14 protein-coding genes and 1 tRNA gene are annotated in these 15,258 nt (G+C 71.3%); 7 read left to right on the forward strand and 8 right to left on the reverse strand.

Going from position 1 to position 15,258, the window contains the following annotated elements:
• Positions 1-63 precede the first annotated feature (63 nt).
• Positions 64-918: a hypothetical protein gene (locus tag ACFYXB_RS06840; protein ID WP_389578484.1), complete on the reverse strand. Its 855-nt coding sequence runs from the start codon at positions 916-918 to the stop codon at positions 64-66.
• A gap of 185 nt (positions 919-1,103) precedes the next feature.
• Here ACFYXB_RS06840 and ACFYXB_RS06845 point away from each other — a divergent pair, with 185 nt between their 5' ends.
• Complete coding sequence (locus ACFYXB_RS06845; protein WP_389578485.1) at positions 1,104-1,553, forward strand: ATP-binding protein; 450 nt, start codon at positions 1,104-1,106, stop codon at positions 1,551-1,553.
• The gene (locus ACFYXB_RS06850; protein WP_388500774.1) at positions 1,520-2,113 is read left to right on the forward strand and encodes a GNAT family N-acetyltransferase; all 594 of its coding nucleotides are present in this window, start codon (positions 1,520-1,522) and stop codon (positions 2,111-2,113) included. The genes ACFYXB_RS06845 and ACFYXB_RS06850 overlap by 34 nt, the downstream gene beginning before the upstream one ends.
• 90 nt (positions 2,114-2,203) lie before the next feature.
• Here the strand turns inward: ACFYXB_RS06850 and ACFYXB_RS06855 are convergent, their stop codons facing one another.
• The 3 genes from ACFYXB_RS06855 to ACFYXB_RS06865 all read right to left on the reverse strand — a co-directional run bounded on the left by ACFYXB_RS06855 (position 2,204) and on the right by ACFYXB_RS06865 (position 6,655).
• Complete coding sequence (locus ACFYXB_RS06855; protein ID WP_389578489.1) at positions 2,204-3,571, reverse strand: PLP-dependent aminotransferase family protein; 1,368 nt, start codon at positions 3,569-3,571, stop codon at positions 2,204-2,206.
• 66 nt (positions 3,572-3,637) lie between these two features.
• The gene (locus ACFYXB_RS06860) at positions 3,638-5,104 is read right to left on the reverse strand and encodes an aminopeptidase P family protein (protein WP_389578492.1); all 1,467 of its coding nucleotides are present in this window, start codon (positions 5,102-5,104) and stop codon (positions 3,638-3,640) included.
• Between the two features lie 150 nt (positions 5,105-5,254).
• Entirely contained in the window at positions 5,255-6,655 is a 1,401-nt protein-coding gene (locus ACFYXB_RS06865) for a PP2C family protein-serine/threonine phosphatase (protein WP_389578495.1), read from the reverse strand.
• Between the two features lie 611 nt (positions 6,656-7,266).
• Between ACFYXB_RS06865 and ACFYXB_RS06870 the strand changes: the two genes are divergently transcribed.
• Together ACFYXB_RS06870 and ACFYXB_RS06875 are read left to right on the forward strand one after the other, a co-directional pair.
• Positions 7,267-7,932: a bifunctional DNA primase/polymerase gene (locus tag ACFYXB_RS06870; protein WP_351345860.1), complete on the forward strand. Its 666-nt coding sequence runs from the start codon at positions 7,267-7,269 to the stop codon at positions 7,930-7,932.
• 56 nt (positions 7,933-7,988) lie between these two features.
• Positions 7,989-8,639: a hypothetical protein gene (locus ACFYXB_RS06875; RefSeq protein WP_389578498.1), complete on the forward strand. Its 651-nt coding sequence runs from the start codon at positions 7,989-7,991 to the stop codon at positions 8,637-8,639.
• Positions 8,640-8,884: 245 nt separating this feature from the next.
• Here the strand turns inward: ACFYXB_RS06875 and ACFYXB_RS06880 are convergent, their stop codons facing one another.
• From ACFYXB_RS06880 to ACFYXB_RS06890, 3 genes are all read right to left on the reverse strand, one after another.
• On the reverse strand, positions 8,885-9,874 hold the full coding sequence (locus ACFYXB_RS06880) for a DUF5926 family protein (RefSeq protein ID WP_389578500.1): 990 nt from the start codon (positions 9,872-9,874) through the stop codon (positions 8,885-8,887).
• 309 nt (positions 9,875-10,183) lie between these two features.
• Positions 10,184-10,822, reverse strand: coding sequence for an ATP-binding protein (locus tag ACFYXB_RS06885; protein WP_389578668.1), 639 nt, complete (start codon positions 10,820-10,822; stop codon positions 10,184-10,186).
• 127 nt (positions 10,823-10,949) lie between these two features.
• Positions 10,950-11,777, reverse strand: coding sequence for a glycerophosphodiester phosphodiesterase (locus ACFYXB_RS06890; RefSeq protein ID WP_351345848.1), 828 nt, complete (start codon positions 11,775-11,777; stop codon positions 10,950-10,952).
• 288 nt (positions 11,778-12,065) lie between these two features.
• Here ACFYXB_RS06890 and ACFYXB_RS06895 point away from each other — a divergent pair, with 288 nt between their 5' ends.
• Both ACFYXB_RS06895 and ACFYXB_RS06900 read left to right on the forward strand, forming a co-directional pair.
• Entirely contained in the window at positions 12,066-13,538 is a 1,473-nt protein-coding gene (locus ACFYXB_RS06895) for a S1C family serine protease (RefSeq protein WP_389578502.1), read from the forward strand.
• Positions 13,539-13,598: 60 nt separating this feature from the next.
• Positions 13,599-13,685 (forward strand) — tRNA-Ser (locus ACFYXB_RS06900).
• A 265-nt stretch (positions 13,686-13,950) separates the two neighbouring features.
• Here ACFYXB_RS06900 and ACFYXB_RS06905 read toward each other — a convergent pair.
• Positions 13,951-14,541, reverse strand: a complete 591-nt coding sequence (locus ACFYXB_RS06905; protein ID WP_389578504.1) for a hypothetical protein — start codon at positions 14,539-14,541, stop codon at positions 13,951-13,953.
• A gap of 302 nt (positions 14,542-14,843) precedes the next feature.
• Here ACFYXB_RS06905 and ACFYXB_RS06910 point away from each other — a divergent pair, with 302 nt between their 5' ends.
• Positions 14,844-15,122 (forward strand): hypothetical protein, encoded by a 279-nt coding sequence (locus ACFYXB_RS06910; protein WP_363290278.1) that lies wholly within the window; start codon positions 14,844-14,846, stop codon positions 15,120-15,122.
• Positions 15,123-15,258: the final 136 nt, after the last annotated feature.

Raw genomic sequence — 15,258 nt, forward strand, 5'->3', positions numbered from 1 at the left:
CCGCGCCGCACGACGGCGGCCGGTCCCCTTCCCGGTACCGGGCGGAGTGCTGGTCGCGTCGTGTCAGGCGGTGAGGAGGAACGCGGCGGCGGGCGGGCCGCGCCGGATCACCGTGTGCTGGAGTGCGGTGGTGTGCGGGGCGGGTGGTTCGTCCGCCGCATTGCGGCGCGGACGGGGGCTCGCCTCGGGGGTGGCCGGGACCCCCGCGCACAGGGCGCGCGCCAGCGCGAGCGCCGCGCGCAGAGACCGTACGAGCGCCCCCTCCGCGACTCCGTGCGCCGACAGCTCGATCAGGCGCAGCAGGGCCAGGTCGCCTCGGCGCAGCAGCCAGCCGACGGTGACTGCCGCCAGGACGTGACCGAGCAACATCGGTAGGGGCGGCAGGAGTTGTGCCATCGAGGCCGAGGAGCTGGTGGCATCCCCGGCGTGGGGGATGGCACTCATCTTCGTGCCGGACGCGTCGAGCAGATGGGCGTCGGACAGGAGCCGGTAGGCGTGGGTTGGGCTGATCGCCGCCGCGCTCGTCCCGCAGACGAGCCGCGCGGCCCGTTCGACGAGCGTGGCGTCGCTCATCCCGCCCATCGGGTCCATGGCGCCCATGGACCCCGTCGCCGTCGTGCCGGACGACGCGGCGGCCATGCCGTGCTGGCCCAGGCCGAACAGGGTGTGCAGCACGGTCTGTTCGAGCGCGAGGAGCGCGGCGATCCCCGGCAGCGAGCGGGTCCGCCCGGCGAGGGGCGCCACGAGCAGCAGGGAGCCCAGGAATCCGGCGCCCAGCGTCCACAGGGGGACGGTGGCGCAGGAGGCCAGTGTGTGCCCCGCGGCGGCCAGCACGACGCAGACCGCGGCGAACACCGCGGCCCGCAGGATCCGGAGTCCGGCTCCGGAGTGAGCCGTGCGCGAGTGGGGGGCAGTCATGGCGCGCTCATCATCCCACTGGCCCCACCCGCGTCGTGTGGCAGGTCCGAAATTGGCCCCCCATACACCGATTACTGGCCGGATGCATCCACCGTATGGGCGGCGTCACGCCGACGGTGTGCTTATAGACGCTTACGGGCGGCAATAGGTAACGGTATGTCGAGCCGCGGCCAGGAGGCTGGAGCATGAGCATCTGGTGGTCACTCCATCTGCGCCGCGAGGCAGCGAGCGTTCCGCTGGCCAGACGGCTCCTGATCGGGACCATGGAGAGCGCGGGCGTGGATCCCGACATCTCCTACGATCTCTCCGTCGCCCTCAGCGAGGCCTGCGCGAACGCCGTCGAGCACGGCGGGGACGGCAGGGGCGGCGGCTCCTCGGAGGCGTACCGGGTCACCGCGTACCTCGATGGCGAGAAGTGCCGCATCGAAGTGGCCGACTCGGGGCCGGGGTTCGCTCTCACCCAGGGCGGCGCCCGGTCCCCGCGAGCGGACTCCGAGCACGGCCGCGGACTGTGTCTGATCGAGGAACTCACCGACCACGTCCACATCGGCGCCAAGCCGGGCCTGGGCGGCACGGTGGTCAGCTTCGACAAAATGCTCAAGTGGAAAAAGGACTCGTCACTGCTCACGGCGTGACCATCGAGGCCGGGGCGCTGCTCGCCGACGTGACCCTGCGGCCCGTCACGTCCGCGGACGCCGCCGCGCTGTGCGCCGCGTACGTCGCCAACCGAGAACACCTCCGCCCCTGGGAGCCGCGCCGGCCGGAGCCCTTCTTCACGGTCGAGGGCCAGGCGGAGCGGCTCGCGGGGCTGCTGGGGCAGCTCGCGGAGGGGAGCGCGGTGCCGTGGGTGCTCGTGTCCGCCGAGGGGGAGATCGTCGGCACGATCACGCTGTCCGGGATCTCGCGGGGGCCGTTCTGCAGTGCGTACCTCGGCTACTGGATCGCCGCCGACCAGCAGAACCGCGGGCTGGCGAGCGCGGCCGTGGAGCGGGTCTGCCGGATCGCGCGGGACACGGTCGGACTGCACCGCATCGAGGCGTCGACCCTCCTCGACAACACGGGCTCCCAACGCGTCCTGGAGAAGTGCGGATTCGACGCCATCGGCACGGCTCCCCGCTATCTGCACATCGACGGGGCATGGCGCGACTGCCGCCTGTTCCAGCGCATCCTGCACGACCGGGATCCGGCGCTGTGATCCGGTGGGTACGGCCGGCCCGGCTTCCCGGGCGGCCCGTGCTCGTCGGCACGAGCGACGAGCGCGAGCGGGCGTTGCAGACCTGTCTGTTCAGGACCCGTCGAGCACCTTCGCCAGTACTTCCAGCGCCTCCGGGTACACCCGCTCCCGGGGCGTCCCGTAGCCGACGACCAGGCCCTGCGAGCGTCCCTCGCCGGGTGTGTGCCAGTGGTCGCCGAGGCGGCCCACGGCCAGACCCTCCGCCGCCGCGCGCTCCACCACGTCCGCCTCGTCGGCGACGTCGACCAGGGCGTGCAGGCCTGCGGCGATTCCGCGCACCTGCCGGCGGGCGCCGAGGCGGGCCAGGAGCTGGTCCCTGCGGCGCCGGTACCGCAGGCGGCACGCGCGCACGTGACGGTCGTAGGCGTGGCTGGCGATGAGCTCGGCGAGCGCCAACTGGCCGATGGACTCGGTGTGGTGGTCGCTGTGCAGCTTGGCGTCGGCGACCGCGTCGACCAGGTGCGGCGGCAGCACCATCCAGCCGAGCCGCAGTGCCGGGCCGAGCGTCTTGGACGCGGTGCCGAGGTACACCACCTGTCCCGGCGCCATGCCCTGGAGTGCGCCGACGGGCTGGCGGTCGTAACGGAACTCCCCGTCGTAGTCGTCCTCGACGATCAGGCCGCCACGCGCGCGTGCCCAGTCGCTGAGCCCCCGACGCCGTTCGGGGCGCAGCGTCACGCCGGTCGGGTACTGGTGGGCGGGCGTGACGACCACCGCGGCCGCGTCGCCCAGCTCCTCGGCGCGGGTCCCGCGTTCGTCGACGGACACGGGCACCACGCGGCCGCCGTTGCGCCGCACCACCTCCCGGTGGAAGGGCAGCCCCGGGTCCTCCATGGCGACGACGGCGCCGTCCAGCACGCGCGTGAGGAGCGCGAGTCCCTGTACGTATCCGGAGGTGATCACGACCCGCTCCGGCGGCGCGATCACCCCGCGCGCCCGCCCCAGATAGCCCGACAGCGCGGTGCGCAGCTCGATGCGGCCGCGCGGATCGCCGTAGTCGTACGCCAGTGAGGGCGCCGTCGCGATGGCGCGGCGCAGCGCCCGCAGCCAGGCCGCCGCCGGGAACGCCCCGACGTCCGGGCTGCCGGGCCGCAGATCGAACCGGGGCGCACGAGCGCGTGCGGCCGCCTCCGGCGTGTCCGCGTCGGCGGACGGCAACGAGGCCACCTGGGTGCCGGAGCCCTGCCGCGCGGTGAGATAGCCCTCGGCGACGAGTTGGTCGTACGCGGTCTTCACGGTGCCCCGCGAGATGCCGAGTTCGACCGCGAGCGGCCGGGTGGCGGGAAGCCGGGTCCCGGGCGCGAGCCGTCCGTCCCGTACGGCGTCACGCAGAGCCCGCTCGAGCCCGATCCGCCGTCCGTCGGCGGCGTCCGGTTCGAGATGCAGGTCGACCCCGACACCGGACCAGAAGTCGTCCACGAAAACCCTCCCCCTAGGCACGTGAATGGCCGGGCACCCTGCGGATGCCCGGCCCTCAGTCTGTCGTCAGCCCTTCAGCGACGCCATCCACGCCTCGACCTCGTCCGACTGCCGAGGTAGCGCCGCGGACAGGTTCCGGTTGCCGTCCTCCGTGACCAGGATGTCGTCCTCGATGCGGACGCCGATGCCGCGGTACTCCTCCGGCACCGTCAGGTCGTCGGCCTGGAAGTACAGCCCCGGCTCGACCGTGAGCACCACGCCGGGCTCCAGCGTGCCGTCCACATACGTCTCCACGCGCGCGGCGGCGCAGTCGTGGACGTCCATGCCGAGCATGTGGCCCGTGCCGTGCAGGGTCCAGCGGCGCTGCAGCCCCAGCTCCAGAACCCGCTCGACCGGGCCCTCGACCACACCCCACTCGACGAGCCTCTCGGCCAGCACGTGCTGCGCGGCGTCGTGGAAGTCGCGGTACTTGGCACCCGGCCGCACGGCCGCGATCCCGGCCTCCTGGGCCTCGTACACGGCGTCGTAGATCTTCTTCTGGATCTCGCTGAAGGTGCCGCTCACCGGCAGCGTGCGCGTGACGTCCGCGGTGTACAGCGTGTGCGTCTCCACGCCCGCGTCCAGCAGGAGCAGGTCGCCGGAGCGGACCGGGCCGTCGTTGCGCACCCAGTGCAGCGTGCAGGCGTGCGGACCGGCCGCGGCGATCGTGCCGTAGCCGACGTCGTTGCCCTCCACGCGCGCGCGCAGGAAGAACGTGCCCTCGATGTAGCGCTCGCTCGTCGCCTCGGCCTTGTCGAGGACCTTCACGACGTCCTCGAAGCCGCGCACGGTCGAGTCGACGGCCTTCTGCAGCTCGCCGACCTCGAACTCGTCCTTGACCAGGCGGGCCTCGGACAGGATGACGCGCAGTTCCTCGTCGCGTTCGGCGGTGACCTTGTCGGTCAGGGCCGCCTCGATGTCTGCGTCGTAGCCGCGCACCACGCGGACCGGGCCGGTGGCCTCGCGCAGCGTGTCGGCCAGCTCGCGTACATCGGCGGCCGGGATGACGTACAGCGCCTCGGACTCGGTGAGCGAGTGGCGTCGGCCGACCCACAGCTCGCCTTGGCCGGAGAGCCAGAACTCGCCGTTCTCGCGGTCGGAGCGCGGCAGGAGGTAGATCGTCTCCGTGTGGCCGTCCGCGGTCGGCTCCAGCACGAGAACGCCGTCCTCGGTCTGGTTTCCGGTGAGGTACGCGTACTCGACCGACGACCGAAAGGAGTACTCGGTGTCGTTCGAGCGGGTCTTCAGGTTGCCCGCCGGGATCACCAGGCGCTCGCCCGGGAAGCGGGCGGACAGCGCGGCACGGCGGCGTGCGGTGTGCTCCGCCTGCTCGACCGGCTTCAGGTCACGCAGCTCCGTGTCGGCCCAGCCGGACTTCATGTTCTCGGCGAGCTCGTCGGAAACGCCCGGGTACAGGCCGTTCTTGCGCTGCTTGATCGGCTCTTCGGACTCAGTCTCCGGGTTCGCCGGGTTGACTTCGTCGGCCACGGTCATCCTCCTCGATACGGCACGGTCGGTCCCCGAGCACTCGGCGCTCTGGGCTCCGCTCGAGCCGGGGGGACCCCATCATCGTACGGTCGTGCGGAGGCGGACCCGGGGTCGGACGGCCTGTTATGCCCAGGCATGCCACATGTGAGGCACCGCTCAGTCGAAGCGTGCCGCCAGCAGGACCACGTCCTCCTCGCTGTCCGCCGCGTCGAGGCCGTCGGGCAGCAACGTCCGCAGGACGTGGTCGGCGATGGCCCCGGGGTCGCGGCGCAGGGCGCGCGGCACGCTCGCGGCTGCCGCGTGCAGCCGGGCGAAGGCGCGGTCGGTGGGGTCGCCGGTGCGGTGCAGCAGCCCGTCCGTGTACAGCAGAACCGTCTCTCCAGCTTCCGCCTGGAACTCCACGCTCGGCGCCTCCCAGCACGCGAGCATCCCCAGCGGCGCGGAAACGGAGGTCTCCGCGAACTCCGTGCGCCGCTCGCCGATGAGCAGTGGCGGGCTGTGTCCGGCACCGGCCAGTGTGATCTTGCGCAGCGCGGGCTCGCAGTAGGCGAACAGCGCGGTCGCGGAGCGGGCGGGCTCGGTCAGGCGCAGCAGCAGTTCGAGGTCGGACAGGACGGCGACCGGGTCCTCGCCCTCCATCACCGCGTACGCCCGCAGGGACGCGCGCAGCCGGCCCATGGCGGCGACCGCGCTGGGCCCGCAGCCGGTCACCGAGCCGACCGCGAGGCCGAGTGCCGCGTCGGGCAGCGGCAACGCGTCGTACCAGTCGCCGCCACCGAGCGGGCCGGTGCGGTGCCGGGCGGCGAGCCGCACCCCGGCCACCCGGGGCAGCCGGGACGGGAGCAGTTCCTCGGTGACGGTCTTCAGGCACGCGCGCGTGCGCTCGAGTTCGACCAGCCGGGCCAGATGCTCGGTGGTGTGGCGGACGTACAGGCCGACGAGGTGGCGCTGGCGTTCGTGCGGCTCGGCGGGCTCGTCGTACAGCCACACGGCGGCGCCGAGGCGGCCGGCGGCCTCGGTGGAAAGGGGGAGGGCGTAGCTGGCGGCGTAACCGAGGCGGGCGGCGACCTCGCGGTGGCGGGGGTCGAGGCCGTCCTCGGCGAACAGGTCGGGGCGGACGATCTCGCCGTCGCCGCCGGGGAGTCCGGCAGCCGTGTCGAGGAGCCTGCCGTACGGCATGGCGCCGCGCGGCACGGTCTCGATGTGACCGAGGTCGGCGCGGCCGAGGCCGAGGCCGATCATGGTGTCCGGGCCGAGGCCGTCGTCGGGTTCGAGCACGACGAGACCGCGCCGGGCGCCCACGAGGGCGGCTCCGGCGCGCAGCAGTTCCTGGAGTGCGGACTCCACCGAGGCGGTGCGGACCTGGCGCTCGGTGAGCTCGTGGAGCGTGGTCAGGTCCGAGACCCAGCCGGCCAGCCGGTCCTGGAGGACGGCGCCGGGTGCCGGGGCGTTCGGGGTGGGAACCGGTGGTGCGTCCGGGGCGGGCGCGACAGTGTGTGCGGGCGTGGGAACCGTTGCATCGATTCCAGCCACTTTCGGAGGGTGGGGGGCGTTCATGGCGTCCGGCTTTCAGACCGGTGCGTATTGCTCAGAAGCATCGCAAACCCCCATGTCATTCTGCGCCGCTAGCAGTGTCTCCACATGTACACGCACTCGAGAGGGGATGTCCAGCATTGTCCTGCGGGGATTCCTGGTGTCCATGGGCCTCTTGGGGTTTCGGCCGCACCTCTTGCGCAACAGCAAAGTTGGCTTAAAAGTGCCTCGGGTAACGGTTCATTGCGGTCGACTGGGCTTGCTCCACGGAGCGTCACAGCGGTCGTGATGGGTACGTACTCGGAGAAGGCCAGGGGTGGCAGGGGGCCACCCGGAACCTGGCGACGGACCCGGGCGTCTTAGCCACCGACGATCGTGCCCCATCCTCCCGTGGCGGAGGCGGAGAGAAATACGCGGGACGGCAAAACGCCAGACTTCGCCACCCCCACGCCGCGGCCGTGCTTTTGATAGACGCAGTATGGACGCGAACACGGCCAACGCTCGAACCCCTGGGGTTCCCCTTGCCCGGAGCAGGGGTGTGATGCGCCAACAGGTACGCACAGTGAAGTGATCGACACATGGTGTGATGTGGTCCACGGTGTTGCCAGCGGTGCAACGGAAAGGAACGAGCGCTCATGCGCGAGATCCTCGGAAGGCGACGCAGGCTCCTGTCCAGGCGGAACAACGGGAGGCCTGACCTGATCAGCGCGGCCCTGACCTTCGCGACGAAATGGCAGTGGCCCGTACTCCCGGGCGTGGCTCCGGACCCGCAGGGGCGGGCACGCTGCGCATGCCCCGACCCGGAGTGCACGGTGCCCGGTGCGCATCCCTTCGACCCCGGTCTCCTCGCGGCCACCACCGACGAGCGCATGGTGCGCTGGTGGTGGACCAACCGGCCGGACGCGCCCATCGTCCTCGCCACCGGCGGCAAGGCGCCCTGCGCGGTGAGCCTGCCGGCCCTCGCGGCCGCCCGCGCCCTCGACGCCCTCGACCGGCGGGGCATGCGCCTCGGCCCGGTCGTCGCCTCGCCCACCCGCTGGGCCATCCTCGTCAAGCCGTACTCCATGGAGCAGTTGGGCGAACTGCTCTATGCCAAGGACTTCGTACCCGGCTCCCTCCGCTTCCACGGCGAGGGCGGCTACCTCGCCCTGCCGCCGTCAGAGACCGGCCAGGGCGCCATCCGCTGGGAGCGCGCGCCGCTGCCCGGCTCCGCCTCACCCTGGGTGCCCGACGTGGAGGCCGTGGTGGACGCCGTGGTCGACGCGCTCACTCGTACGGGTGTGAGCGCGCCCGAGTTGTAGGGGTGTCGGGCGCGCACCTAACCGACTGCCGCGCCCCTGTCGTTATCTTCCGTCCCATGCTGCGAATTTCTGGGGAACGGCCCCCGGACCACCGCAAGAGGCCACCCCAGGATCCCCGCCGGATTCGTCTGCTCGCCCTCGCGGGCCTCGCGGTGTGCGCGTTCGTGCTGCCGCTGGCCGTGGCGTCCGCGGGGTCCGTGGGTGACGCGGGACGGTCGGGCGTACGACGTTCCGCGCAGGAACCGGCGCACGGAACGTCGTACGCCCCCTCGTACAACCGCTCGAGGGGTGGTGCGTACGACGACGAGAAGTCCTCGTCCGCCGCGCCCGGGTCCCCGCGGATGCTCGGCCTGGGGCTCGCCACCGCCGCCCGTTGCGGTCCCGAACTCTCCTCCCCCGACGGCGTCGAGGCGCAGACCTGTGTGCTGACGCAGGGCACGGACACCTGGGCGCGCACCTACTACCGCAACGCCACCGGCCAGGCGCTGGACTCCCTGCTGAGCCTCATGGGGCCGGACGACCGCACCGTGCGGATGCGCTGCCTCGCGGGCGTCGACGACGAGCCCGCCACCTGCGAGACATCCCGGGAACGCACCCGGGGCGACCTGGACGGGTACACGGCGGTCACGGAGTTCGCGGCGCATGACGGCCGGGGGCCGCTGCTGCTGCGATCGGGAAGCAACTCCGAAGCGTTCAAAGGAAGTTGACGGAGCGCTACGTTCCGTACAGCGACGCCGGAGATAAAAAGACCCGGTTGCTGGCGACGGGGGATGCACCAGCAACCGGGCTACTGGAACGGTAACAAGAGATCGGCGGTTAGCAAATTCGATCTCGGCTATTCGGACACCGATCTGCCTGTCACGTCGGGGAGTTGTGACAGGGGTCACCTGCTTCGGCGAACCCGGCTGCGGCTGACCGGTCGGTCAGCCGCAGTCCGTGTGTCCGCCGTGCGTCAGCTGAGCGTGACCTGCCGGTTGGTCAGGCCGCCGCGGGCGCGGCGCTCGTCGACGGTCAGCGGCGCGTCCGAGGCCAGGGCGGCGGTGAGGCGCTCGGCGAACTCGGCGGCCGGCTTCTCCACGTCGTCGGCGCCGACACCGCTCGGCAGGTCCCACACCGGCACGGTCAGACCGTGGGCGCGGAAGGAACCGACCAGCCGGGTGCCCTCGCCGAGGCTCGCACGGCCCGCCGCCTGCAGCCGCGCGAGAGCGTCCAGAAGCCGCTCCTCCGGATACGGCATGACCCAGCGCAGGTGGTTCTTCTCCGGTGTCTCGCACCAGTACGCGGCATCGACGCCGGTCAGCTTCACGGTGGGGATGGCCGCGGCATTGGCCCGCTCCAGAGAGGCCGTCACCTCGGGCGTGGCGTTCTCCGCGTCCTGGACCCAGAACTCGAAGCCGGTGTGCACAACTGGCTCGAACGCACCTTCGGGGTCGAGGAGATCCTGCAGCCGCTGACCGTCGGCGGGCGCCCTGCGGCCCTGGACCGGGGTGCCCGGCTGCGCGGTGAGGGCGCGCTGGAGGGTGTCGGCGAGGTCGCGGCTGATGTCGCCGGACGCCGTGTCGTTCTGCAGGCCGAGCAGCACCGAGCCGTCGTCGCGGCGCAGCGCCGGCCAGGCCATCGGCAGGACCGTGGCGAGCGTGACCGACGGGACGCCCTCGGGGAGGCCGTCCTTCAGGGTCAGCTCGACCGTGGCGGCCGGCACCAGCTCGCGCAGCGCCACCCAGTCGCACTCGCCCGGCAGGCCCTCGAACGGGCGGTGCACCAGCTCGGTCGCGGCGTGTGCGGCGGCCCGGCCGTGGCACGCCTTGTAGCGCCGGCCGCTGCCGCAGGGGCAGGGCTCGCGGGCGCCGACGACCGGAACGTGCCCATCAGCGCCCGCGGCGCGGGCCCCGTCGCTGATCTGGGGCCGCTTGGCCTTCGTCTGGGGTCGCTTCTTGGCCATCGTGGGTGTCTCCCGGTTACGGCTCTTCTGGTACGGGCGGGAGCCTAGCCGTTCGCGCCATGGCCGACGGGAACCTGTGGACAACGTGCGCCCGCGGCGGTGTGGATCTGTGGACGACGGCGACCGGATGACGGCCGACCGGACGACGCGGCGACTGGACGGCAGCGATGCCTTTGAGACTGCCGCGGGACCGGGGCACCGGATCGTCCCGGAAGCGGTGCCCCGGCCGCGGCGGGCCGGTTTGGTCCAGGGCCGGGCTCGGGCGAGCGCCGGGCTCAGGCCGGGGTCGGGCTCGAAGGAGCGTGCGGCTCAGGCCAGGTCGTCGAACGCGTCCGCGAAGTCCAGGTCGTCGAGTGCCGGGCCCGCCGGTGCCACGACGCGCGTGGCGAAGTCGCCTCGGCGGTGTCCGGCATCCGGATCGTGAACGTCCTCGTGGACGACGACCCACACGGTGACCTCGCCCCGGGTGTCGTCCCGGACACCCCAGTCGTCGGCCAGCGCGGTGATGATGTTCAGCCCGCGGCCGCCGTGCGCGGTGACCGACGGGGTGGCTGGAGCCGGGCGGGTCGGACCGCCTCCGTCCGTCACCTCGACGATGAGCCGGCCACGCGGGTCCACGCGCCACGCGGCCCGGACGTCTCCGTCCCCGGCCTGCGCTTCGCCCAGTGGTCGCCCGTGTTTGCAGGCATTGCTCAACAATTCGGAAAGGATCAATACGGCATCGTCGACGACCGATTCCGATACACCACTCCTGCGCAACTGATCGCGCATCCGGTGCCTTGCTTCCCCCACGCCCGCAGGGCCATGGGGTACGGCCATGCTCGACGACGTGGGCACTTCCTGTGCCACCACCAACGCCACCCCCGAGACCTCCTTTGCCCCACGCCACGGTGTGGATGCCCCAATGGCCTGAACTGGAAACCGGCCAATGCAGGTCCGGTGACGCATTCGCAACGTTCGAACACGGACCGAACGCACCGGGGCACTCCCTGTAACGGTGTGGCCGGATTTCATCGGTGTGGCCGGGACCGGCTCAGCGCGGTGTGACGGTGAGTGGCGGGCGGGCGTCCCTGTCTCAGCGGCCCAGCCGGCGCAGCACCTCGCGGGGGCGGTTGGTGATGACGGCGTCGATGCCCAGCTCGACGCAGAGGTCGACGTCCTCGGGCTCGTTCACGGTCCACACGTGCACCTGGTGACCGGCTCGCTTCAGCCGCTCGATGTACGCCGGGTGATTGCGCACGATCCGGATCGAGGGGCCCGCGATCCGGACACCGGCCGGCAGCCGCCCGTCGCGCAGCCGGGGTGAGACGAACTGCATCAGATACACCGTCGGCAGCGTCGGCGACGCCGCCCGCACCCGGTGCAGCGACCGCGCCGAGAAGCTCATGACCCGTACCGACGACTCGGCGGCCGAGGCGGGCGCGTCCAGCCCGAACCGCTTCAGGAGCAGCAGCAGCCGCTCCTCCACCTGTCCGGCCCAGCGTGTGGGGTGTTTCGTCTCGACCGCCAGCTCCACCCGCCGCCCGGCGTCCGCGATCAGCTCGAGGAGCCGCTCCAGGGTGAGCACGGAGGTGTCCGCGCGGTCCGCCGGGTGGTACTCCCAGTCGGGCTCCTCGTCCCGGCCGCGCCAGGTCTCCCGGGTCTTCCAGGAGCCGAAGTCCAGGGCGGCGAGCTCGGCGAGCTCCAGGGCCGACACCGCGCCGCGGCCGTTGGACGTACGGTTGACGCGCCGGTCGTGGACGCAGACGAGATGGCCGTCCGCGGTCAGCCGTACGTCGCACTCCAGGGCGTCCGCGCCGTCCTCGATCGCCTTCCTGTAGGCGGCGAGGGTGTGCTCGGGTGCGTCCTCGGAGGCCCCCCGGTGGGCGACGACCTGGGGGGAGTGCTGTCGTGCGTGGGTCACCGCGTCATGGTGCCACCGTGGCGGGGTACGCGGGGCGGCACGGGCGCGTACGTGAAGCGAACGGAGTCATGCGTACTCTCCGGAATGAGACGTTCGTCGGAAAAGTCCTATATAAAGAATGGCCCCGGACCCACAGCCACCGCTTATGGTGCTCTGACGGCCCGTGGGAAAAGCTGACGTCGTACAAAAGCACATGCACAGCTGAATCGCGCCGGACCGTGTAGAAGCGTGAATGAGCGTGACCGAGTGCGACCGAGAACAAACAGCCGTGGATCGAGGAGAAGAGCTGTGAGCACCGAGAACGAGGGCACCGCAGTACCCCCGGCCCCGTCCGCACCTCCCGTGCCGGTGGCAACTCCCGCTGCTTCCCCGCAGGCAGCCCCGCCCCACGGGGACGCGCCGACAGCCCCGCTCCCGCCGGTGCCTCCGGGCGCCCCCGGCGTGCCGGAGCACGGCGCGGCGCCCGCCGCGCACACGCCTGCGGACCCCTCCGGCGCGCCGCAGGCGGCCGGCCCCGCCCCGGACGGCTCCTGGCCGCCCCCGCCCCCCGCCACGCCCACCTACGCGGACGGCGGCGCGGGCGCGGGCCACACAGGCTGGGGCGCGTCGTACCAGCAGCCCGCACCGAAGCCGCGCAGCGGGCGCGGCGGTCTGGTCGCCGCGGTCCTGGTGGCCGCGCTGGTCGCGGGCGGACTCGGCGGCGGACTGGGCTACACGCTGGCCAAGAACAACGACAACGGCGGTTCCACCACCGTCTCCGCCACCGACAGCGGCAGCGCCACGCAGGTCAAGCGCTCTCCGGGCACCATCGCGGCGGTCGCGGCCAAGTCGCTGCCGAGCACGGTCACGATCGAGGCCGAGTCCACCAGCGGCGAGGGCGGCACCGGCACCGGGTTCGTCTTCGACACCGAGGGCCACATCGTCACCAACAACCACGTGGTGGCCGACGCCGTCGACGGCGGCAAGCTGACCGCGACGTTCCCCGACGGCAAGAAGTACGACGCCGAGATCGTCGGCCACGCCCAGGGCTACGACGTCGCCGTCATCAAGCTCAAGAACGCCCCGTCGGACCTCAAGCCGCTCGCCCTCGGCGACTCGGACAAGGTGGCCGTCGGCGACGAGACGATCGCGATCGGCGCGCCGTTCGGTCTGTCCAACACGGTCACGACCGGCATCATCAGCGCCAAGAACCGCCCGGTCGCCTCCAGCGACGGCAGCGCCTCCAGCAAGGCGTCCTACATGAGCGCCCTGCAGACCGACGCCTCCATCAACCCCGGCAACTCCGGCGGCCCGCTGCTGGACGCCAGCGGTGCGGTGATCGGCATCAACTCGGCGATCCAGTCCAACAGCAGCGGCGGTCTGGGCGGCTCCGGGCAGTCCGGCTCGATCGGCCTCGGCTTCGCCATCCCGATCAACCAGGCGAAGTTCGTCGCCCAGCAGCTGATCAAGACCGGCAAGCCGGTCTACGCCAAGATCGGCGCGTCCGTCTCGCTGGAGGACAGCACGGACGGCGCGAAGATCACCGACCAGGGTACGAGCGGCTCCGCCGCGGTCGAGGCGGGCGGCCCCGCGGCCCAGGCGGGCCTCAAGCCCGGCGACGTCATCACCAAGCTCGACGACTCGGTGATCGACTCCGGCCCGACCCTGATCGGCGAGATCTGGACGCACAAGCCGGGCGACAAGGTCACGATCACCTACAAGCGGGGCGGCCAGACCCACACGGTCCAGCTCACCCTGGGCTCCAGGGACGGCGACAGCTGACCCCACGCGCGCGTGCCGAACGGTTAGTCTTGTCCCCGCGCCGCTGATCAGGCGACGCGGGGAGGCGTGCCCGAGCGGCCGAAGGGAACGGTCTTGAAAACCGTCGTGGCAGCGATGTCACCGTGGGTTCAAATCCCACCGCCTCCGCTTGCTGAGCAGTAAAAGTGGCCCCCGACCTGGGTGCTTGGTCGGGGGCCGTTCTCGTGTCCGGTCACCGTGACTGCCCGGTGTTCCCCCCGGTTTCCCGCTCGATCGGGTACGCGTGGGGCACGGCAACCTTCTGATCCGTAGCTCTATGTGGATCGATCAGTGAGGGGCAAACCGGTCGTTGAGGGGCCTTGGGCGGATCCTGTTAGACGGGGTTGGTTGCTGTGGTTGCGGTACTTCTCTGCTGTACGGGTGTGCCAGGTGGTCAGGCGCGGCGCCATGCTTCGAAGAATCGCTCGCGGTTCTGTGATGTTTCGAACTCCCGTCGCCCGGCCAGCGCGACGCGCCATGCGCTCATCTCGGCGTCCCGTAGCCACAGCTCGCCCCCATAACGGCCACTAACGCCGATGGTGCCGTAGTCGAGGACTGAGCCGATGACCTCTGCCACTGCGGTGCGCTGGGATGGCGTCAGCTCCTCCAGGAAGCTCAGGACGCGGGAGGCGATGCCGCCCTCGTTGCCGTCATGGATGCGGTCGAAGAAGGGGCCGCCCATGTTGGCAGGATCGATGGTCATGGCCGCAGTGCCCCCAGCATCGCCGATGCGCTTCCAGAAGCTTTGCCCCTCTGCGGTTCCCGGCAGCGGGAGCGCCGCGAACAGGTCGATCAAGTGACCGTTGGCAGCTTGGCTGTACGCGGTGTCGCAGGTTGCAGCGGCGGCGATTGTGGCGACGTGGCTGGCGGTGAGGTCGCTCTCTTCGGGCCAGTTGAGCGGGACGTTGAGCTTCTGGGTGAGGTGCTGTTCTAGTTCGTCGTACTCATCGGGCTGTTCGCTGCCGATACGCCGGTTCACGATCACGCTGTCCCCCTGGGGCTGCGGTCCGATACTCGGACCTGCCAGCATGCCAGCGCCGGCAGCCTCGGCGTGGGTGGTTTTGGACGAGCTGGCTCCCCATCGCGAGCACCCATGCATTGATCGAGCGACTGCTTCGTCCCGAAGCAACTTGGGCGGGCGCTCGACCTTGGGCCTGTGCGCTTCCCACCTGCGGTGACGATCCACGGGCGTCCGCGGTCGTCCGCCGCTGTGCGCGGGCGTTGTCACGCAGTTAAACACTCAGCGACCCACGAGACGGTGTCGTAGGGCTCGGCTACGTTGCACGCATGACTGACAGGGATCCGCTCGTGCCAGCGCTCACCGGCCTGCTCATCGATGTCGTGTGGTGGCTGGAGAGCTGCGGGGATGAGGAAGTGGATCCCGACTCCGCGGTGAAGATGATGGAGAGCGTCGGCTGGGTACTGCTGCAACTGCCCGCAGACCAACGCGAGCGGCTCTTGCAGGTGATCGCGGACTTGGCCGAAGCGGAGCAAGACCCTGCGCGGCGCGATTTCCTGGAGTCGTTCCCCTTCGCCATCGGCATGGTCGAGGACCAAGAGAGTTGAGGTCGCGGCTGGATGGTAGGCGCCAGTTCAGCCACAACTGATCATTGGCGGCCGTGACCTGCGGCCGCCTAACCGATCACCGCTCTGACCTGCTGCTGAGCCGTCGGCAGTTGTCGACGTTGGTCACCATTGAGCG

It is taken from the genome of Streptomyces sp. NPDC002619 (genome assembly GCF_042889305.1).
In the GTDB taxonomy this organism is placed as follows: domain Bacteria; phylum Actinomycetota; class Actinomycetes; order Streptomycetales; family Streptomycetaceae; genus Streptomyces.

Coding starts and splice junctions, on each gene's coding strand:
- ACFYXB_RS06840 (WP_389578484.1), bottom strand. CDS start 918: ATGACTGCCCCCCACTCGCGCACGGCTCACTCCGGAGCCGGACTCCGG.
- ACFYXB_RS06845 (WP_389578485.1), top strand. CDS start 1,104: ATGAGCATCTGGTGGTCACTCCATCTGCGCCGCGAGGCAGCGAGCGTT.
- ACFYXB_RS06860 (WP_389578492.1), bottom strand. CDS start 5,104: ATGACCGTGGCCGACGAAGTCAACCCGGCGAACCCGGAGACTGAGTCC.
- ACFYXB_RS06865 (WP_389578495.1), bottom strand. CDS start 6,655: ATGAACGCCCCCCACCCTCCGAAAGTGGCTGGAATCGATGCAACGGTT.
- ACFYXB_RS06870 (WP_351345860.1), top strand. CDS start 7,267: ATGCGCGAGATCCTCGGAAGGCGACGCAGGCTCCTGTCCAGGCGGAAC.
- ACFYXB_RS06875 (WP_389578498.1), top strand. CDS start 7,989: ATGCTGCGAATTTCTGGGGAACGGCCCCCGGACCACCGCAAGAGGCCA.
- ACFYXB_RS06880 (WP_389578500.1), bottom strand. CDS start 9,874: ATGGCCAAGAAGCGACCCCAGACGAAGGCCAAGCGGCCCCAGATCAGC.
- ACFYXB_RS06885 (WP_389578668.1), bottom strand. CDS start 10,822: ATGCGTCACCGGACCTGCATTGGCCGGTTTCCAGTTCAGGCCATTGGG.
- ACFYXB_RS06910 (WP_363290278.1), top strand. CDS start 14,844: ATGACTGACAGGGATCCGCTCGTGCCAGCGCTCACCGGCCTGCTCATC.